We start from the raw sequence: 18,179 nt of genomic DNA, 5'->3' as shown, positions 1-18,179 counted from the left end.
AGGTGGAGCAGATGGCAGGCATACCGGGTCTTGGTTCGGGCATCGACATCAACAGCATCGTCGGTGCCATGATCAATGCGGAAAAAGCCCCGAAGGAGGCGCAGCTGGCGCGCCTGGAGAAAGACTCGGTCACCAAGTTCTCCGCCTTGGGCCAGCTCAAGGGGGCGCTGAGCGAATTCCAGACGGCGATGAAGGACCTTAACAGCCTGGCGCTGTTCGAGAAGCGCAGCGCCACCTCTTCCAATACCAGCGCCTTGAGCGCTTCGGCGAGCAAGACGGCGTTGGCGGGCAGCTACCAGATGACCGTCGAGCGGCTGGCCAGTAGCAGCAAGGTCGCTACGGCGGCACTGGCCAGTGACTTCGCCGCATCCGCCGACGGCAAGCTGACGGTCAAGCTGGGTGCGGCCGATGCCGGGGTCGAGGTCGATATCGCCTCTGGCGATACCCTGGTGCAGATCCGCGACAAGCTCAACACCGCACTCAAGGACAAGGGCATTACCGCCAACGTCATCAACAACCCGGCCGACGGCCAGTCGCGCCTGGTGCTCAATGCCAAGGAGACCGGGGCCGGCAAGGATATTTCCATCGAGACCGCCGACGCGGCTCTGGCGGGCCTGGCTCTCGACGGCAGCGTCCAGTCGACCGGGAATGGCGCCGGTTATCTGCAGCAGGCCGCCGATGCCGAGTTCACCGTCGATGGCCTGGCGCTCAAGAGTCCGAGCAACACCGTCGACAACGCCATTCCCGAGGTGACGCTTACCCTGGTCGGCAAGACTGAGGCGGATAAGCCGTTGACCCTGAAAGTTGATCAGGACAAGTCCGGCGTCACCGCCAATATCAAGAAATTTGTCGACGCCTACAACAAGTTGATCAAGACCAGTAACGAGCTGACCAGTGTCACTCGGGTCGGCGAGGACAAGCCGCCGGTGATCGGTGGTCTGGTTGGCGACGCTACCGTGCGTACCTTGCTGAGTGCCGTGCGCAACGAACTGGTCAGCCCGGCCGAACAGGGAGGCGTGAGGGTTCTGGCCGACCTGGGCATCACCACCCAGAAAGACGGCACCCTGAAGGTCGACGATACCAAGCTGAGCAAGGCTCTGACCGATAATTTCGATGCGGTCGGCAGCTTCTTCACCGGCGATACCGGTTTGATGAGTCGGGTGGACAAGCGTATCGATGGCTATATTCAGACCGGCGGTGTGCTGGAGCAGCGGATGAAGGGGCTGGAGGCCACCCGCAGCGACATCAAGGAGCAGAGCGCCAATCTGGCTCGGCGCGTGGCGCAGATGCAGACTCGTTTGTTCGCCCAGTTCAACGCAATGGATGCACTGGTGGGGCGTCTGAACGACACCAGTGCCCGATTGGCCCAAGCGCTTGGCAGTCTTCCGGGTATTGTCAAGAAGGACAGTTAATTTGTGAGCGACGCCATCAATACCTATAAGCAGGTCAAGACCAGCCAGGACATCACGCCTTACCAGGCCGTGCGCCTGTTGTTGGACGGTGCCTTGGAGCGAATTGCTCTCGCCTTGCATGCCCAGCAAGAGGGTATTTCCGGCGTGCGTGGGGAGGCGGTCGGCAGCACCCTGTCGATCATCGGCGTGCTTCAGGCCAGCCTGGATAAAGAGCTGGGCGGCGAGCTGGCGGAAAATCTGGACGCGCTCTATGACTACATGATCCGTCGCCTGGCCGGTGTGGCCTTCGAGCAGACGCCGCGCAGCCTGCTCGAGGTAGAACAATTGATCGTGCAGATCCGTGATGCCTGGGTGGCGATAGGCCCGGAAGTGGAGCCGGAACCGGCCTGAGGGCAGGCTGGGCTGCTAGGGCGAAAAAGACTTGCATGGTGCCCGAGTAGGGCAACTGTAGGTCTTTTCGTTTTATGTGGGACTACTGTTCGTCTACGTGCCTTTCCCGCGTGGATAGTTGTTCGAAAGGTCTCAAGCTCGCAGCGTCGATGCCGATAACCGGGGTAATGGGAAAGCACACCGGGAGTACATTGGCATGAATGCTATGGTTGCGATGCGGCAGTATCAGAACGTCAACACTCAGACCCAGGTTGCGGACGCCAGCCCCCATCGTTTGATCCAGATGCTGATGGAGGGGGGGTTGGCTCGTATCGCCCAGGCGCGCGGGGCTATGGAGCGCGGGCAGACCGCGCTGAAGGGGGAGCTGATCGGCAAGGCCATCGGCATCGTCGGCGGCCTGCGCGAGGGCCTGGATCTGCGTCAGGGAGGGGAGCTAGCCGCCAATCTGGATAGCTTGTACCAATATATGGTTACCCGCTTGCTGCAGGCCAATGCGAAGAATGACCCCGCACCTCTCGAGGAGGTTGCCGGGCTGTTGCGCGAAGTGAAGACCGGTTGGGATGCCATCGGTCAGTGATGCGGTTTAGGTTTAAGGGAGCGCAATGATGAGTTCAACTGTCCAGCGCCTGGAAGATACCGGCAGCGCCTTGCGTACCGCCTTGGACACCCGCGATTGGGCGGCGATTGGCGAACTGGATCTGCAGTGCCGCCAGGCCGTGGACGAGGCGATGGTCGAGGCCGAGCGGGACGAGGGCGTGCTGCGCGCGCGCATGCAGGAGCTGCTCGAGCTCTATCGCGAACTGGTCTGCGTCTGCCAGGCCGAGCAGCAGCGTCTGGCGGGTGAGTTGATTCAGCTGAATCAGTCCCAGCAGGGGGCAAAGGTTTATCAATTGTTCGGTTAGGCATCTTTCCGAGACTGTTGGTGTTTACCCTCTGGCCTGTCCTCCTCAAGGCCGCTTCTCGGGAGCTTGCTCAGTCGAGCTCCTTTCTGTCTGAACAGCCGCTTAGGCTGTGAATCCGGCAAAGCAAAAAAATCACGCCATAAAATTGACTGCACCCTCGAAATTGACTTTACTAGCGGCCAAATGCCGACGCCTCCTCTGCGTGGCGATGTGCGTCCGTTCACTCCCCGGAAAAGACCGAAAAAAATATGTGGCGTGAAACCAAGATCCTGTTGATCGACGATAACTCCGAGCGTCGTCGTGACCTTGCGGTCATCCTGAATTTTCTGGGGGAGGAGCATATCGCCTGCGGCAGCGCGGACTGGCGCGATGCGGTGACGCCTCTGGAGTCCAGTCGCACTGTGCTCAGCGTATTGGTCGGCGGCGCGCAGGCCACAGGCGGGATGCTGGAGCTGCTCAAGGACCTGGCGGCCTGGGATGAATACCTGCCGGTTCAGCTGGTCGACGAGCAGGTCGCCGCGGAGTGGCCGGAGGATGTGCGGCGCCGTGTCCTGGCCAGCCTGGAGATGCCGCCGAGCTATAACAAGCTGCTCGACTCCCTGCACCGCGCCCAGGTCTATCGCGAGATGTATGACCAGGCGCGCGATCGCGGGCGCCAGCGTGAGACCAATCTGTTCCGCAGCCTGGTCGGCACCAGCCGCACCATCCAGCATGTGCGGCAGATGATGCAGCAGGTGGCCGACACCGAAGCCAGCGTATTGATCCTCGGCGAATCCGGCACGGGCAAGGAGGTGGTGGCCCGCAACCTGCACTACCACTCCAAGCGCCGCGAGGCCCCGTTCGTGCCGGTCAACTGCGGTGCGATTCCGGCCGAGCTGCTGGAAAGCGAGCTGTTCGGCCATGAGAAGGGGGCGTTCACCGGTGCCATCACCAGTCGCGCCGGGCGCTTCGAACTGGCCAATGGCGGCACGCTGTTCCTCGATGAGATTGGCGACATGCCCTTGCCGATGCAGGTCAAGCTGCTGCGGGTGCTGCAGGAGCGCACCTTCGAGCGGGTCGGCAGCAACAAGACCCAGAGCGCCGACGTGCGCATCATCGCCGCGACCCACAAAGACCTGGAAACCATGATCGAGGCGGGCAGCTTCCGCGAGGACCTGTATTACCGTCTGAATGTGTTCCCCATCGAGATGCCCCCGCTACGCGAGCGCATCGAGGACATCCCGCTGCTGTTGAACGAGTTGATCTCGCGCATGGAGCATGAGAAACGCGGCTCCATTCGCTTCAACTCGGCGGCGATCATGTCGCTGTGCCGGCATGATTGGGCGGGCAATGTGCGCGAGCTGGCGAACCTGGTCGAACGCATGGCGATCATGCATCCCTATGGGGTGATCGGCGTGGGCGAGCTGCCGAAGAAGTTCCGCCATGTCGACGATGAGGATGAGCAGCTGGCGGTCAGCCTGCGCGACGAGATCGAGGAGCGCGCGGCCATAGTCGCCGGTCTGCCGGGCATCGACACGCCCGCGATGCTGCCGCCCGAGGGCCTGGATCTCAAGGATTACCTGGGCGGCCTCGAGCAAGGCCTGATCCAGCAGGCGCTGGATGATGCCGGTGGAGTGGTTGCCCGTGCGGCCGAGCGCTTGCGCATCCGCCGCACCACCCTGGTCGAGAAGATGCGCAAGTACGGCATGAGCCGACGCGAGGAAGAGGAGCAGGAATAGCGCTTCCTCATGGAGTCAGTCCATTGGCAGCATGTGCCAAGAGAAGCCGAAGGTTTGACACGACCTTCGGCTTTGTTTTTTAAGTTATTGAAAATCAATGTAAAAATTTTAGGCACGGGTATTGCTATCTCTTCTGTAACTGACTGTCTTATGACGGTGCGTGGCACGAGAGAACATAATGAATCCCAATGCCCAGCTTTCCCCTGACGCCGAACCGACCCCCGTTGCATCCTTAGAGCAGGCCGGCCGCGTCAATCTGGAACAGGCTTTCGCCCTGTTCAGTCAGATGTCCAATCAGCTCAACGAGTCTTACAGCATGCTGGAGGCCCGGGTGACCGAGCTCAAGGGGCAGCTGGCACTGGTCAGCGCCCAGCGCATGCAGGAGTTGGCGGAGAAGGAGCGTCTGGCTCACCGCCTGCAGAGCCTGTTGGATCTGTTGCCGGGCGGGGTGATCGTCATCGACGGTCAGGGCGTGGTGCGCGAGGCCAACCCGGTGGCGCGCAGCCTGCTCGGCCAGCCCCTGGTCGGCATGCTCTGGCGTCAGGTGATCGCCCGTAACTTCGCCCCGCGGGAAGACGATGGTCACGAAGTCTCGCTGAAGGATGGCCGGCGCCTGTCGATCGCCACCCGCTCGCTGCATGCCGAACCCGGGCAGCTGGTGCTGCTCACCGACCTGACGGAAACCCGACGCCTGCAGGATCAGCTGTCCCGCCATGAACGCCTGTCGGCCCTGGGGCGGATGGTGGCCTCCCTGGCTCATCAGATTCGCACGCCACTGTCCGCCGCCTTGCTCTATGCCAGTCATTTGACCGAGCAGGTGTTGCCGGCCGAGCAACAGCAGCGCTTCGCCGGACGCCTGAAGGAGCGTCTGCACGAGCTCGAGCACCAGGTGCGCGACATGCTGGTGTTCGCCCGCGGCGAGTTGCCGCTGCCGGATCGATTGGCGCCCAGGGCCCTGTTCGCGGCTCTGCGCACGGCGGCCGAGCCCCATGTGCAGGGTATGAACCTGCGTTGGCAGTGCGATGTGCGCGACGGCGAGTTGCTGTGCAATCGCGACACCCTGGTCGGCGCCGTCCTCAATCTGTTGCACAACGCCATTCAGGCGGCCGGCGGCGATGCCCGTCTCAAGGTCCATCTGTACCGGCGCGACGACACGTTGCGCCTGTGTGTCAGCGACGACGGGCCGGGGATAGATCCGGCCACCCTGGCGCGCCTGGGCGAACCCTTCTTCACCACCAAGACCACCGGTACCGGCCTGGGCCTGGCGGTGGTCAAGGCGGTGGCGCGTGCCCATCAGGGCGAGCTGCAGCTGTATTCGCGCCTCGGCCGGGGCACCTGTGCCCTGTTGACTATGCCGCTGCTGAGCGCGGCGCAACCCTCGATTCAGGAGTGATTCCCATGGCTGCCAAAGTCCTGCTGGTCGAAGACGACCGCGCCTTGCGCGAAGCCCTGGCCGATACCCTCATGCTGGCCGGGCACGATTACTGTGCGGTGGAGAGTGCCGAGGCGGCGTTGCAGGCGCTGGCCCGGGAGGCGTTCGGCCTGGTGGTCAGCGATGTGAACATGCCGGGCATGGACGGTCATCAGTTGCTGGGCCTGATTCGCCAGCGCCAGCCGCAGCTGCCGGTGCTGCTGATGACCGCCCACGGCGCGGTCGAGCGGGCGGTGGAGGCCATGCGTCAGGGGGCTGCGGACTACCTGGTCAAACCGTTCGAGCCGAAGGCCTTGTTGGCCCTGGTCGAGCGGCATGCCCTGGGCCGCCTGGGCGCGGCCGAGCAGGGCGGTCCGGTGGCCCTGGAGCCGGCCAGCGTGCAGTTGCTGGAGCTGGCCGCGCGGGTGGCGCAGAGCGATTCCACGGTGCTGATCACCGGCGAGTCCGGTACCGGCAAGGAGGTGCTGGCGCGCTATATCCACCAGCAGTCGCCGCGTTCGACGCAGCCCTTCATCGCCATCAACTGCGCCGCCATTCCCGACAACATGCTCGAGGCCACCCTGTTCGGTCACGAGAAGGGCGCCTTCACCGGCGCCGTCGCCAGTGCGCCGGGCAAGTTCGAGCTGGCCGATGGCGGCACCATCCTCCTCGACGAGATTTCCGAGATGCCGCTGGCCTTGCAGGCCAAGCTGCTGCGCGTGCTGCAGGAGCGCGAGGTGGAGCGCGTCGGCGCGCGCAAACCGATCAGCCTGGATATTCGCGTGCTGGCCACCAGCAACCGCGACCTGGCCGGGGAGGTCGCGGCGGGACGGTTTCGCGAAGACCTCTACTATCGCCTGTCGGTCTTTCCCCTGGCCTGGCGGCCGCTGCGCGAGCGTCCGGCGGACATAGTGCCGCTGGCCGAGCGCCTGCTGGCCAAGCACGTCAAAAAAATGAATCACCCGCCGATTCGCCTGTCACCCCAGGCCCAGGCCTGCCTGGTGAGTCATGCCTGGCCGGGCAACGTGCGCGAGCTGGACAATGCCATCCAGCGCGCGCTGATCCTGCAGCAGGGCGGCCTGATCCAGCCGCAGGACCTCTGCCTGACGGCGCCGATCGGCTTCGCCCCGGCTGTGCAGTCGCCGCTGGCCTCCGTGCCGATGAATGCGCCGAGCAGCGCTGTGGGGGCGGCAGAAGGGCCGGTGGCGGAGGCGGGCGATCTGGGCGAGGACCTGCGTCGGCGCGAGTTCCAGGTGATCATCGACACCCTGCGCTCCGAGCGCGGGCGGCGCAAGGAGGCCGCCGAGCGTCTGGGCATCAGCCCGCGCACCCTGCGCTACAAGCTGGCGCAGATGCGCGATGCCGGGCTGGACGTGGAGGCCTATCTCTACGCCAGCTAGGGGGTGGCGTCAGCCGGCCCCCTGCCGCCGGGCGGGTCGATCCTCACCACTGATGCACAGTCGCCCGGAGCCGGCTCCGGGCGACTGTGCGCTCGCGGGTTCGGCCGGCTCGTGACGCTGCTCCTGCAGTATTGGCACCCTTGTTGCAGAACCTCATCCAAGAGCGCCGCGCAGCGTCAAAATTCCGCGGCCAGTGGAGGAAGGTTATGAGCCAGGGTGTCGAATTCAATCGCCTGATGTTGGAAATGCGCTCCATGCAAGCCGAGGCCATGGCGCGGCAGAAGCCGGTCGCCAGCGCCCCGGAGCCGGGCGCGCCGAGCTTCTCGGAGATGCTCGGGCAGGCGGTGAACAAGGTCAACGAAACCCAGCAGACCTCCAACCAACTGGCTACCGCCTTCGAGATGGGCCAGAGCGGCGTCGACCTCACCGATGTGATGATCGCTTCGCAGAAGGCCAGCGTGTCCTTCCAGGCCATGACCCAGGTGCGCAACAAGCTGGTTCAGGCGTACCAAGACATCATGCAGATGCCGGTTTAAGGATAGGTTCCGACCATGGCCGATGCCCTCGCCACAAACGTGCCCGCCACCACTGCGGGTGACGATCCGAAGAAACCGCTGTTCGGTCTGACCTTCCTGGAGAACCTGTCGGACATGAGCATGCTGCGCCAGATCGGCCTGCTGGTCGGCCTGGCCGCCAGCGTGGCGATCGGTTTCGCCGTGGTGCTCTGGTCGCAGCAGCCCGACTACCGCCCGCTCTATGGCAGCCTCAGCGGCATGGATGCGTCCCAGGTGGTGGAGACCCTGGCGGCCGCCGACATCGCCTATACGGTCGAGCCCAACTCCGGTGCCCTGCTGGTCAAGGCCGAGGACCTGGCGCGGGCGCGCATGCGCCTGGCCGCGGCGGGGGTGGCGCCGAACGACAAGAGCGTCGGCTTCGAGATCCTCGACCAGGAGCAGGGCCTGGGCACCAGCCAGTTCATGGAGGCCACCCGCTACCGTCGCGGCCTGGAAGGCGAGCTGGCGCGCACCGTGTCCAGCCTCAACAACGTCAAGGGTGCCCGGGTGCACCTGGCCATCCCCAAGAGTTCGGTGTTCGTGCGCGACGAGCGCAAGCCCAGTGCCTCGGTGCTGGTCGAGCTGTATCCGGGGCGCGCCCTGGAGCCGAGCCAGGTGATGGCCATCGTCAACCTGGTGGCGACCAGCGTGCCGGAACTGGACAAGTCGCAAGTCACGGTGGTCGACCAGAAGGGCAACCTGCTGTCCGACCAGCGCGAGCTGTCCGAGCTGACCATGGCCGGCAAGCAGTTCGACTACAGCCGGCGCCTGGAGAGCCTGTTCACCCAGCGCGTGCACAACATCCTGCAGCCGGTGCTGGGCAGCGGCCGCTACAAGGCCGAGGTCTCGGCGGACGTGGACTTCAGCGCGGTGGAGTCCACCTCGGAGATGTTCAACCCGGACCAGCCGGCCCTGCGCAGCGAACAGCAGGTCAACGAACAGCGCACCAGCGCCCTCGGCCCGCAAGGGGTGCCCGGCGCCCTGAGCAATCAGCCGCCGGGTGCGGCGAGCGCCCCGGAGAAGGCCGCAGCGGCTGCCGCGCCCGGGGCGATCGCCCCCGGCCAGCCGCTGCTCGATGCCAACGGCCAACAGGTCATGGACCCGGTGACCGGCCAGCCGCTGCTGGCGCCATTTCCGGCGGACAAGCGCGAGCAGGCCACGCGCAATTTCGAACTGGACCGCTCGATCAGCTACACCAAGCAGCAGCAGGGGCGCCTGCGCCGGCTTTCGGTGGCGGTGGTGGTGGACGATCAGCTCAAGCTCGACCCGGCCACCGGCGAGGCCAGCCGGGTGCCCTGGAGCAGCGAAGACCTGGCCCGCTTCACCCGTCTGGTGCAGGACTCGGTCGGCTTCGACGCCAGCCGTGGCGACAGCGTCAGCGTGATCAACACGCCGTTCACCGCCGAGCAGGGCGAGGAGATCGTCGAGGCGGCCTTCTACACCCAGCCGTGGTTCTGGGACATCGTCAAGCAGGTGCTCGGCGTGCTGTTCATCCTGGTGCTGGTGTTCGGCGTGCTGCGTCCGGTGCTCAACAACATCACCACGGCCGGCAAGTCCGGCGGCGGCTCCGGCGCGGGACGCAACGGCGATGTGGAACTCGGCGAAATGGGCGGCCTGGACGGCGAGCTGTCCGCCGATCGGGTCAGCCTCGGCGGCCCGCAAAGCATCCTCCTGCCCAGCCCGACCGAGGGGTATGATGCGCAGCTGAACGCGATCAAGAGCCTGGTCGCCGAGGACCCGGGTCGCGTCGCCCAGGTCGTGAAAGAGTGGATCAACGCCGATGAGTGACAACCGTACTGCCGCCAAGCTGAACAAGGTCGACAAGGCCGCGATCCTCCTGCTCTCGCTGGGCGAGACCGACGCCGCCCAGGTGCTGCGTCATCTCGGGCCCAAGGAGGTGCAGAAGGTCGGCGTGGCCATGGCCGGCATGCGCAACGTGCACCGCGAGCAGGTCGAGCAGGTGATGGGCGAGTTCGTCGAGATCGTCGGCGACCAGACCAGCCTGGGCGTGGGCTCCGACGGCTATATCCGCAAGATGCTGACTGCGGCCCTCGGCGAGGACAAGGCCGGCAACCTGATCGACCGCATCCTCCTGGGCGGCAGCACCAGCGGCCTGGACAGCCTCAAGTGGATGGAGCCGCGGGCGGTGGCCGACGTGATCCGCTACGAGCACCCGCAGATCCAGGCCATAGTCGTGGCCTACCTCGACCCCGACCAGGCCGGCGAGGTGCTCAGCCACTTCGACCACAAGGTGCGCCTGGACATCGTCCTGCGCGTGTCCTCGCTGAACACCGTGCAGCCGGCGGCGCTCAAGGAACTCAACCTGATTCTCGAGAAGCAGTTCTCCGGCAGTGCCAACACCACTCGCGCCAGCCTGGGCGGGATCAAGCGGGCGGCCGACATCATGAACTTCCTCGACAGCTCGGTCGAAGGCCAGCTGATGGACTCGATCCGCGAGGTCGACGAAGACCTGTCGTCGCAGATCGAGGACCTGATGTTCGTCTTCGACAACCTCGCCGACGTCGACGACCGCGGCATCCAGGCGCTGCTGCGCGAGGTGTCCTCCGACGTGCTGGTGCTGGCGCTCAAGGGCGCCGACGAGGCGATCAAGGAAAAGGTCTTCAAGAACATGTCCAAGCGTGCCGCCGAGCTGCTGCGCGACGATCTGGAGGCCAAGGGGCCGGTGCGGGTCAGCGATGTCGAGGCGGCGCAGAAGGAGATTCTCACCATCGCCCGGCGCATGGCCGAGGCCGGCGAAATCGTCCTCGGCGGCAAGGGCGGCGAGGAGATGGTGTAGGGGCTGATGGCATTTATTCACGGCCGCGACGGCGGCCCGCTTGGCGCAGGACTAGGCGCGAGGAGAGAGGTTTGGTGACTCCCAATGAACGACGAGTAACGACGGCCTGCGCCAAGCGGGCCCCGTCCCTTCGGGTTGCGCGGCAAACCCCGCCATGCTGTGTTGCGGGACTTGCCAAGGGAGTGGCCATTGCCTGCGTCCCGCGCCTTGCCTGGCGGGGTTTGCCGCGGCAACGCGGCTCGCGAACAAATGCCATCAGACCCTAATATGGCGACCAAGGAAGCGGCCAGCGAGCTGATTCGCGCCAAGGACCTCGGTGTCTTCGATCGCTGGGCGTTGCCCAGTTTCGATTCCGGCGACGAGGCGAGCGAGCCGGCCGCCGAGGAGCAGCCTGGCGACCATGAGTCCGGGGTGGCCCAGGTCAGTCAGGGCGAGGTCGAGGAGGTCCCGCCGGAGGACGTCAAACCCCTGACGCTGGAGGAGCTGGAGGCGATTCGGGAAGAAGCCTACAACGAGGGCTTCTCCACGGGGGAGAAAGACGGTTTTCACGCCGGGCAGCTGAAGGCCAAGCAGGAAACCGACGCGGCCCTGGCTGCCAAGCTGGCCGGTCTGGAGCAACTGATGCAGCAACTGTTCGAGCCGATCGCCGAGCAGGACCAGCAGCTGGAAGTGGCGCTGGTCAATCTGCTCAGCCATATGGCCCGCCAGGTGATCCAGCGCGAGTTGACCAGCGATTCCAGTCAGATCCGCCAGATCCTGCGCGAGGCGCTGAAGCTGCTGCCGATGGGCGCGGGCAATGTGCGTATCCACCTCAACCCGCAGGACTTCGAGACGATCAAGGCCCTGCGCGAGCGTCACGAGGAGGATTGGCGCATCCTCGAGGACGACTCCATGTTGCCCGGCGGTTGCCGGGTCGAGTGCGAGCACAGCCGCATCGATGCGAGTATCGAGACGCGCCTGGAGCAGGCGCTGAAGCAGCTGTTCGAGCAGCAGCGCGAGCAGGTCACCAATCCCGTAGCGGCCGACCTGCAGATCGATCTGGACGCCGCCCAGGAACCGGCCGATGCGCCTTGAGCGCACCAGCTTCGCCAAGCGCCTGGCCGGCTACCGCGAGGCGGTACAGCTGCCGGTCCAGCCGGTGGTGGAGGGCCGCCTGCTACGCATGGTCGGTCTGACCCTGGAGGCCGAAGGCCTGCGTGCGGCGCTGGGCAGTCGCTGCCTGGTGATCAACGACGACAGCTATCACCCGGTGCAGGTCGAGGCCGAGGTGATGGGCTTCTCCAACGGCAAGATCTACCTGATGCCCGTCGGCGGCCTGGCCGGCATCGCGCCGGGGGCGCGGGTGGTGCCGCTGCCCGATACCGGGCGCCTGCCGATGGGCCGCTCGATGCTCGGCCGGGTGCTCGACGGTGCCGGTCGCGCCCTGGACGGCAAGGGCGGGATGAAAGCCGAGGACTGGGTGCCGATGGACGGGCCGACCATCAATCCGCTCAAACGCCACCCGATCGACCAGCCGCTGGATGTCGGCATTCGCTGCATCAATGGCCTGCTCACCGTCGGTCGCGGCCAGCGCCTGGGCCTGTTCGCCGGTACGGGCGTGGGCAAGAGTGTGTTGCTCGGCATGATGACGCGCTTCACCGAGGCCGAGATCATAGTGGTCGGGCTGATCGGCGAGCGGGGCCGCGAGGTCAAGGAGTTCATCGACGAGATCCTCGGCGAGGAGGGCATCAAGCGCTCGGTGGTGGTCGCCTCGCCGGCCGATGACGCGCCCTTGATGCGCCTGCGGGCGGCCATGTACTGCACGCGCATCGCCGAATATTTCCGCGACAAGGGCAAGAACGTCCTGTTGCTGATGGACTCGCTGACCCGCTTCGCCCAGGCCCAGCGGGAAATCGCCCTGGCCATCGGCGAGCCGCCGGCGACCAAGGGCTACCCGCCCTCGGTATTCGCCAAGCTGCCCAAGCTGGTCGAGCGGGCCGGCAATGCCGAGGCCGGTGGTGGCTCGATCACGGCCTTCTACACCGTACTGAGCGAAGGCGACGACCAGCAGGACCCGATCGCCGACGCCGCGCGTGGGGTGCTCGACGGCCATATCGTGCTGTCGCGGCGTCTGGCGGAGGAGGGGCATTATCCGGCCATCGACATCGAGGCCTCGATCAGCCGGGTCATGCCGCAGGTGGTGGCGCCCGAGCATCTGCGCCAGGCCCAGCGCTTCAAGCAGCTGTGGTCGCGTTATCAGCAGAGCCGCGATCTGATCAGCGTCGGGGCCTACGTGCCGGGGGGCGATGCCGACACCGACCTGGCCATCGCCCGCCAGCCGGCGATGGTCGGCTACCTGCGCCAGAGCCTGGGCGAGAGCGAAAATCTCGAGCGTAGCAGTGCCCAGCTGGCGGCGATCTTCAACCCAGCCGCGGCGTCCGGGGGCTAAATGTCGCAAGGCCGGGCCGCGCGTCTCGCGCCGGTGATCGCGATGGCCGAGCGCGCCGAACGCGAGGCCGCCGTGCAGCTCGGCCGTGTCCAGGGCCAGCTGCGTCAGGCGGAAGTCAAGTTGGGTCAGCTGGAGCATTACCGCGGCGATTACCAGCAGCAATGGATCAGCGAGGGCCAGCGGGGAGTGTCCGGCCAGTGGTTGATGAACTATCAACGCTTTCTCGCGCAACTGGAGACCGCCATCGGTCAGCAGCGCCAGAGTGTGGACTGGCATCGCGCCAATCTGGACAAGGTGCGTGATACTTGGCAGCAGCGCTATGCCCGGCTCGAAGGGCTGCGCAAACTGGTGCAGCGCTATCTCGACGAGGCTCGCCTGCTCGAGGACAAGCGCGAGCAGAAGCTGCTCGATGAGCTGGCTCAGCGCCTGTCCAGTCGCGCGTCGAGCTGATTGGCAGTTGCCGCAAACGGTTCTGGATGCTACATCTTGAACATGCGAAGCGTGCAGAGGGCTTGACGCTACGCTGATATTCGACCGGATGCGTTATCGACTGTTTCGCAGGATTAAGGAGTAATTCATGGCTATCACCTCGCTGCCCTCGCCTGATGGGCAAGAGTTGACCATCGTGATTCAAGGACGTTTCGATTTCGGTGCGCACCAAGAGTTTCGCGATGCCTACGAGCGCACCAGCGTCAGTCCAGAGCGCTATGTCATCGACCTCAAGGGTACGACCTACCTCGACAGCTCGGCGCTGGGCATGCTGCTGTTGCTGCGCGATCACGCCGGCGGCGAGCACGCCCAGATCCGTTTGCTCAACTGCAACCCGGACGTGCGCAAGATTCTCGCCATTTCCAATTTCGGACAGCTGTTTCAGATCGCCTGACGCAGGTGTCAGCGATCATGTCCGAGAACCTGAGCATCCTGATCGCCGAAGACGGCGCGGCCGATCGCCTGCTGTTGTCGGCCATCGTCAGCCGTCAGGGGCACAGGGCCTTGACCGCGAGCAATGGCCTGGAAGCGGTCGAGCTGTTCCAGCGCGAGCAGCCACAGCTGGTCCTGATGGATGCGTTGATGCCACTGATGGACGGTTTCGAGGCGGCGCGGCAGATCAAGCAGCTGGCCGGCGAGTCCCTGGTGCCGATCATCTTCCTGACCTCCTTGACCGAGGGGGAGGCGTTGGTGCGCTGTCTGGAGGCCGGTGGCGACGACTTTCTCGCCAAGCCCTACAACCCGGTGATTCTCGAAGCCAAGATCAAGGCCATGGACCGCCTGCGGCGCCTGCAGGATACGGTGCTGCAGCAGCGCGACCTGATCGCCAAGCACAACGAGTATCTGCTCAACGAGCAGCGCGTGGCCAAGGCGGTGTTCGACAAGGTGGCCCACTCCGGCTGTCTCGATGCGCCGAATATCCGCTATCTGCAGTCCCCCTTCGCCCTGTTCAACGGCGACCTGTTGTTGGCGGCCTATAAGCCCTCGGGCGGCATGCACGTATTGCTCGGCGATTTCACCGGTCACGGCCTGCCGGCCGCGATAGGCGCCATGCCGGTGGCCGAAGTGTTCTACGGCATGACCGCCAAGGGCTACTCCCTGGCCGAGATCCTGCGCGAGATGAATGCCAAGCTCAAACGCATCTTGCCCGTCGGCATGTTCTGCTGCGCCACCATGCTCAGCCTGAATGCCCATCGCCGTGAGGTCGAGGTGTGGAGTGGCGGCTTGCCGGACGGCTATCTGCAACGTGGCGCCGGAGGCGAGCGTATTCCCCTGGCATCCCGCCACTTGCCGCTGGGCATCCTCGACGCGCCGTCGTTCGACGATGCCTACGAGGTCTATCCCCTGGAGCTGGGCGACCGGATCATCCTGCTCTCCGATGGCGTGCTGGAGGCCCGCGACGGCGAAGGCCAGCTGTTCGGCGAGGAGCGCCTGCTCGGCGTGTTCGCCGAAAGCCCCGAGCCGCAGCACATCTTCACGAATATTCAACAGGCGTTGACGCGCTTTCGTGGCGAGCAGGAGGACGACGTCAGCCTGGTCGAGGTCAGCCTGGTCGAGGCCAGCGCCCAGAGCCGCCCACCCCTGGCTTTTTCCGCTTGTGGCCAGAACAACCCGCTGGACTGGTCGGCGAGCTTCGAGTTTCGGGGGGAAACCTTGCGGCGCTTCAACCCGTTGCCTTTCCTCCTGCAACTGTTGCTCGAGGTCCAGGGGCTGCGTCCCCAGGGCGGGGCGCTGTACAGCGTACTCGCAGAGTTGTATTCGAATGCCCTGGAGCATGGGGTGCTGGGGCTGGACTCCGCCTTGAAGCGCGATGCGGAGGGTTTCGCCGAGTATTATCGGCAGCGCAGCGCGCGACTGGCTGCCCTCGACGAAGGCTATGTGCGTTTCCACCTGAATCTTTTTCCCGAGGCGGCAGGTGGCCGTCTGGTCGTGAGGGTCGAAGACAGCGGCCCCGGATTCGACGGGCAGGCGGTCCTGGACCGGCAGATGGCGCTGGACAGCCTCTGCGGACGCGGCCTGGCCCTGGTGCGCCAGCTGAGCGAGCGCTGCACCTGGCCGGATGACGGCCGGGGTGCGCGCGTGGAGTTCTCCTGGCGGCTTGGGGCATAATCGCGCTCGTTTTGATCAGGGAGTGACCGGATGTCCGATACCCATCTCGACAGCGCCGTGCAGGGAGTGCTGCAGGATGTCATGGCGGCGGAGTACCCAGTGCTGCTGGATACCTTTCTGGCCGACTCCGAAGAGCGCCTGCGGCTGCTGCACCAGGCCGAGCAGGCCGCAGATGCGCAGGGGCTGCGTCTGGCTGCACACAGCTTCAAGGGCAGTTGCAGCAACATGGGGGCGCCCTTGCTTGCCGAGCTGTGTTGGCAGTTGGAGGAGGCGGCGCGGCGCGAGCACTTGCACGAGGCCGCCGGGCTCATCGAGCAGATCGAGCGTGAGTTCGCCATCGTGCGCATCCTGTTCAGGGCCGAGCGCCAGCGTTTTCGCTTCTAGCCTCATCGGCTCCGCCGCAAACTTGGCCCACCCTTTGCAATTATCTCGGCACTACCCCATTCAAACGGAGAGTGCCCGTGTCTGTTGCTCCCGATCTACTCCTCAAGCCGGCTGCCGAAGTAAGGCCGAAAGCGGCGTCGGCTAAGGCTCCGGCGAAACCGGCCGAGCCCAATAAACGCGAGCCCTCCAGCTTCGCGCAGGTCTACGCCAAGGAGCGTCAGGCCAATGCCGCCGGACGCAGTGAAGCCAGCGCTAAACCCGAGCGTGCGACCGATTCCGCATCGGGCGAAGCGCAGGAAGAGCAAGACGCTGCCGCCGCAGCCCAGCCAGCGCTTGCCGAAAGCGGCAACTCTTTGCCGAGTGACCCGTCGACCGAGGATCCGTCGCTCGACCTGTTGTTTGGATTGGCCGGCCAGCAGCCGGTGTCGGACGAAACCGGCGAACTCGGCTTGCAGGGGGGCGAGGCGGCGCCCTTGCCGACGGCCAGCCTGATCGGCTCGGGGCCGGCGAGCCTGACCGAGGCAAGCCTCGATCCTGAGCTGGAGGCGTTGAACCAGGTGCCCGCGGTGCAGATGGCCCTGGAGCTGGGGGCCAAGGCCGCTGCGGCTGAGCAGAGCGCCACGGGGAAGGCCGCCACCCAGGCATCGTTCAACACCGGGCAGGGGTTCGCCAATGCGATGGCCGCCATGGGGGCGCAGCGTTCGCAAGAGCAGGGCGCTGATCTGGCCGAGGCGCCGCTGCTGGAGTTGAGTGCCGAGGGGCTGGAAAGCCTGAAGGAAAGCTCCGCCGACAACCGCCCGGAAAACTTCGTCAGCAAGCTCAGCGCGTTGAGCCAGGCCGTTGGCCAGCAGGCCGCGCTGGCGCCGCGTGCTGCCCAGGTGCCGGGGCAGCCGGTAGCGATGCAGCAGGGGGGCTGGAGCGAGGCGGTGGTCGACCGGGTGATGTGGCTGTCCAGCCAGAACCTCAAGTCCGCCGAGATTCAGCTCGACCCCGCCGAACTGGGTCGCCTGGAGGTGCGCATCAACATGAGTCAGGAGCAGACCCAGGTCACCTTTGCCAGCCCCAACGCCGCGGTGCGCGAGGCCCTGGAAGGGCAGATGCACCGGCTGCGTGAGCTGTTTTCCCAGCAGGGCATGAACTTGCTCGATGCCAGTGTCTCCGACCAGTCGCTGAGTCGCGGCTGGCAAGGACAGGAGGGGAGCGGTGGCGGCGGACGTGGCGGCGCCAGTGAGCCTCTGCTCGGCGGTGAGGAGGAATTCGCCGCAAGCGCGGCCGAGCAGCCTGCTCTTTCCCTCGGCGGCGCCCGTGCTCTGGTCGATTATTACGCCTAGGTGCGTCCCCCGTGTCGGTGGCCGCTCCTTCCCGGAATACTAAGGATGGATAGGCGCTGTAGTCTGTCGTCTCACTGATCTAAACTGCCTCGCCCGACAGCCATAAGGTTGCCGGGCGAGGGCGTTCGGGCGTGACAAGGTCGTGGGGGGGCTGATATATCCGCTGCCCAGGTTGATTCTGCGGCCAGCCTGCGGAGCCCGGCCACCTGTTCCGGCTGAATCGCCCGTCGGGGCCTTCGCCAGGGCGCTCTGTCGAAGAGCTGGCATAACACTTGCTCCCAACCTCTTAACGGCGGCTAGAACAGCGCTCAGTGACGGATTATTGGCATGGCTAAGAAAGACAAGTCGCAAGACGCGGCGGGCGGCGACGCGAAACCGGCTGGCAAGCTGAAACTCATTATCTTGATCGTCGTGGCGCTGCTGCTCGCGGTGGGCCTGTCGGTGGGGGGGACCTGGTTCCTGCTCAGCAAGGGTGACGCCCAGGCGGAAGCCGAAGCCCAGGCGCCGACGGAGCCGGCTGCGCCGGTCAAGCTGCCGGCGATCTATGAAGAGTTGACGCCAGCCTTCGTGGTCAATTTCGACTACAAGGGGCGACCGCGTTACATGCAGGTCAGCGTCGCCCTGATGGCGCGCGACAAGACGGCACTGGACGCGCTCAAGGTGCACATGCCGGTGTTGCGCAATCGCCTGGTGATGCTGTTTTCCAGCCAGGACTTCGAGACGCTAGCCACCCCGGTGGGCATGGAAATGCTGCGCCAGCAGGCCACCAGCAGCGTACAGGAGCTGGCGCAGAAGGAGACGGGCACGCTGGCCGTCGAGCAAGTGTTGTTCACCAACCTCGTGTTGCAGTAGTC

At 65.3% G+C, this 18,179-nt stretch carries 18 protein-coding genes; all 18 read left to right on the top strand.

What is annotated here, in order from left to right:
* The first annotated feature begins 11 nt into the window (after window positions 1-11).
* The 18 genes from fliD to fliL all read left to right on the top strand — a co-directional run bounded on the left by fliD (window position 12) and on the right by fliL (window position 18,177).
* Window positions 12-1,412, top strand: a complete 1,401-nt coding sequence (fliD, locus tag ACSX1C_RS08325; RefSeq protein WP_439889033.1) for a flagellar filament capping protein FliD — start codon at window positions 12-14, stop codon at window positions 1,410-1,412.
* 3 nt (window positions 1,413-1,415) lie between these two features.
* Window positions 1,416-1,802 carry a flagellar export chaperone FliS gene (gene fliS, locus ACSX1C_RS08320; protein ID WP_439889032.1) on the top strand — a complete coding sequence of 129 codons (387 nt, stop codon included), beginning with the start codon at window positions 1,416-1,418 and terminating at the stop codon, window positions 1,800-1,802.
* Between the two features lie 196 nt (window positions 1,803-1,998).
* On the top strand, window positions 1,999-2,379 hold the full coding sequence (gene fliS, locus ACSX1C_RS08315) for a flagellar export chaperone FliS (protein ID WP_439889031.1): 381 nt from the start codon (window positions 1,999-2,001) through the stop codon (window positions 2,377-2,379).
* A gap of 28 nt (window positions 2,380-2,407) precedes the next feature.
* Window positions 2,408-2,704, top strand: a complete 297-nt coding sequence (locus ACSX1C_RS08310) for a flagellar protein FliT (RefSeq protein WP_369959596.1) — start codon at window positions 2,408-2,410, stop codon at window positions 2,702-2,704.
* Between the two features lie 248 nt (window positions 2,705-2,952).
* Window positions 2,953-4,422 carry a sigma-54 dependent transcriptional regulator gene (locus ACSX1C_RS08305; RefSeq protein ID WP_439889030.1) on the top strand — a complete coding sequence of 490 codons (1,470 nt, stop codon included), beginning with the start codon at window positions 2,953-2,955 and terminating at the stop codon, window positions 4,420-4,422.
* A 178-nt stretch (window positions 4,423-4,600) separates the two neighbouring features.
* On the top strand, window positions 4,601-5,815 hold the full coding sequence (locus ACSX1C_RS08300; protein ID WP_439889029.1) for a sensor histidine kinase: 1,215 nt from the start codon (window positions 4,601-4,603) through the stop codon (window positions 5,813-5,815).
* Window positions 5,816-5,820: 5 nt separating this feature from the next.
* Complete coding sequence (gene fleR, locus ACSX1C_RS08295) at window positions 5,821-7,233, top strand: sigma-54-dependent response regulator transcription factor FleR (RefSeq protein WP_439889028.1); 1,413 nt, start codon at window positions 5,821-5,823, stop codon at window positions 7,231-7,233.
* 206 nt (window positions 7,234-7,439) lie between these two features.
* The gene (gene fliE / locus ACSX1C_RS08290) at window positions 7,440-7,769 is read left to right on the top strand and encodes a flagellar hook-basal body complex protein FliE (RefSeq protein ID WP_369959593.1); all 330 of its coding nucleotides are present in this window, start codon (window positions 7,440-7,442) and stop codon (window positions 7,767-7,769) included.
* A gap of 15 nt (window positions 7,770-7,784) precedes the next feature.
* Window positions 7,785-9,575: a flagellar basal-body MS-ring/collar protein FliF gene (gene fliF / locus ACSX1C_RS08285; RefSeq protein WP_439889027.1), complete on the top strand. Its 1,791-nt coding sequence runs from the start codon at window positions 7,785-7,787 to the stop codon at window positions 9,573-9,575.
* Window positions 9,568-10,584: a flagellar motor switch protein FliG gene (fliG, locus tag ACSX1C_RS08280; RefSeq protein ID WP_318645777.1), complete on the top strand. Its 1,017-nt coding sequence runs from the start codon at window positions 9,568-9,570 to the stop codon at window positions 10,582-10,584. The genes fliF and fliG overlap by 8 nt, the downstream gene beginning before the upstream one ends.
* Before the next feature lie 267 nt (window positions 10,585-10,851).
* Complete coding sequence (gene fliH / locus ACSX1C_RS08275) at window positions 10,852-11,658, top strand: flagellar assembly protein FliH (RefSeq protein ID WP_439889026.1); 807 nt, start codon at window positions 10,852-10,854, stop codon at window positions 11,656-11,658.
* Complete coding sequence (gene fliI / locus ACSX1C_RS08270) at window positions 11,648-13,012, top strand: flagellar protein export ATPase FliI (protein ID WP_318645779.1); 1,365 nt, start codon at window positions 11,648-11,650, stop codon at window positions 13,010-13,012. Before fliH ends, fliI begins: the two co-directional genes overlap by 11 nt.
* Window positions 13,013-13,462 (top strand): flagellar export protein FliJ, encoded by a 450-nt coding sequence (gene fliJ, locus ACSX1C_RS08265; protein ID WP_318645780.1) that lies wholly within the window; start codon window positions 13,013-13,015, stop codon window positions 13,460-13,462.
* A 127-nt stretch (window positions 13,463-13,589) separates the two neighbouring features.
* The gene (locus ACSX1C_RS08260) at window positions 13,590-13,895 is read left to right on the top strand and encodes an STAS domain-containing protein (RefSeq protein WP_318645781.1); all 306 of its coding nucleotides are present in this window, start codon (window positions 13,590-13,592) and stop codon (window positions 13,893-13,895) included.
* Between the two features lie 17 nt (window positions 13,896-13,912).
* Window positions 13,913-15,610, top strand: coding sequence for a fused response regulator/phosphatase (locus ACSX1C_RS08255; protein ID WP_439889025.1), 1,698 nt, complete (start codon window positions 13,913-13,915; stop codon window positions 15,608-15,610).
* Between the two features lie 30 nt (window positions 15,611-15,640).
* Entirely contained in the window at window positions 15,641-15,994 is a 354-nt protein-coding gene (locus ACSX1C_RS08250; protein ID WP_318645783.1) for an Hpt domain-containing protein, read from the top strand.
* A 77-nt stretch (window positions 15,995-16,071) separates the two neighbouring features.
* Window positions 16,072-17,325, top strand: a complete 1,254-nt coding sequence (locus ACSX1C_RS08245; RefSeq protein ID WP_439889024.1) for a flagellar hook-length control protein FliK — start codon at window positions 16,072-16,074, stop codon at window positions 17,323-17,325.
* A gap of 327 nt (window positions 17,326-17,652) precedes the next feature.
* Window positions 17,653-18,177, top strand: a complete 525-nt coding sequence (gene fliL / locus ACSX1C_RS08240) for a flagellar basal body-associated protein FliL (protein WP_439889023.1) — start codon at window positions 17,653-17,655, stop codon at window positions 18,175-18,177.
* Window positions 18,178-18,179: the final 2 nt, after the last annotated feature.

This window comes from Pseudomonas sp. MBLB4123 (genome assembly GCF_051904775.1).
Lineage (GTDB): Bacteria > Pseudomonadota > Gammaproteobacteria > Pseudomonadales > Pseudomonadaceae > Aquipseudomonas > Aquipseudomonas benzenivorans_B.
The sequence above is the reverse complement of the archived record's forward strand: the minus strand, read 5'-3'. Positions and strand labels throughout refer to the sequence as shown.

Excerpts from the sequence above, each read along its gene's own strand:
- fliD (WP_439889033.1), top strand. The coding sequence starts at position 12 with ATGGCAGGCATACCGGGTCTTGGTTCGGGCATCGACATCAACAGCATC.
- fliS (WP_439889031.1), top strand. The coding sequence starts at position 1,999 with ATGAATGCTATGGTTGCGATGCGGCAGTATCAGAACGTCAACACTCAG.
- ACSX1C_RS08310 (WP_369959596.1), top strand. The coding sequence starts at position 2,408 with ATGAGTTCAACTGTCCAGCGCCTGGAAGATACCGGCAGCGCCTTGCGT.
- ACSX1C_RS08305 (WP_439889030.1), top strand. The coding sequence starts at position 2,953 with ATGTGGCGTGAAACCAAGATCCTGTTGATCGACGATAACTCCGAGCGT.
- ACSX1C_RS08300 (WP_439889029.1), top strand. The coding sequence starts at position 4,601 with ATGAATCCCAATGCCCAGCTTTCCCCTGACGCCGAACCGACCCCCGTT.
- fleR (WP_439889028.1), top strand. The coding sequence starts at position 5,821 with ATGGCTGCCAAAGTCCTGCTGGTCGAAGACGACCGCGCCTTGCGCGAA.
- fliE (WP_369959593.1), top strand. The coding sequence starts at position 7,440 with ATGAGCCAGGGTGTCGAATTCAATCGCCTGATGTTGGAAATGCGCTCC.
- fliF (WP_439889027.1), top strand. The coding sequence starts at position 7,785 with ATGGCCGATGCCCTCGCCACAAACGTGCCCGCCACCACTGCGGGTGAC.
- fliG (WP_318645777.1), top strand. The coding sequence starts at position 9,568 with ATGAGTGACAACCGTACTGCCGCCAAGCTGAACAAGGTCGACAAGGCC.
- fliH (WP_439889026.1), top strand. The coding sequence starts at position 10,852 with ATGGCGACCAAGGAAGCGGCCAGCGAGCTGATTCGCGCCAAGGACCTC.
- fliI (WP_318645779.1), top strand. The coding sequence starts at position 11,648 with ATGCGCCTTGAGCGCACCAGCTTCGCCAAGCGCCTGGCCGGCTACCGC.
- fliJ (WP_318645780.1), top strand. The coding sequence starts at position 13,013 with ATGTCGCAAGGCCGGGCCGCGCGTCTCGCGCCGGTGATCGCGATGGCC.
- ACSX1C_RS08260 (WP_318645781.1), top strand. The coding sequence starts at position 13,590 with ATGGCTATCACCTCGCTGCCCTCGCCTGATGGGCAAGAGTTGACCATC.
- ACSX1C_RS08255 (WP_439889025.1), top strand. The coding sequence starts at position 13,913 with ATGTCCGAGAACCTGAGCATCCTGATCGCCGAAGACGGCGCGGCCGAT.
- ACSX1C_RS08250 (WP_318645783.1), top strand. The coding sequence starts at position 15,641 with ATGTCCGATACCCATCTCGACAGCGCCGTGCAGGGAGTGCTGCAGGAT.
- fliL (WP_439889023.1), top strand. The coding sequence starts at position 17,653 with ATGGCTAAGAAAGACAAGTCGCAAGACGCGGCGGGCGGCGACGCGAAA.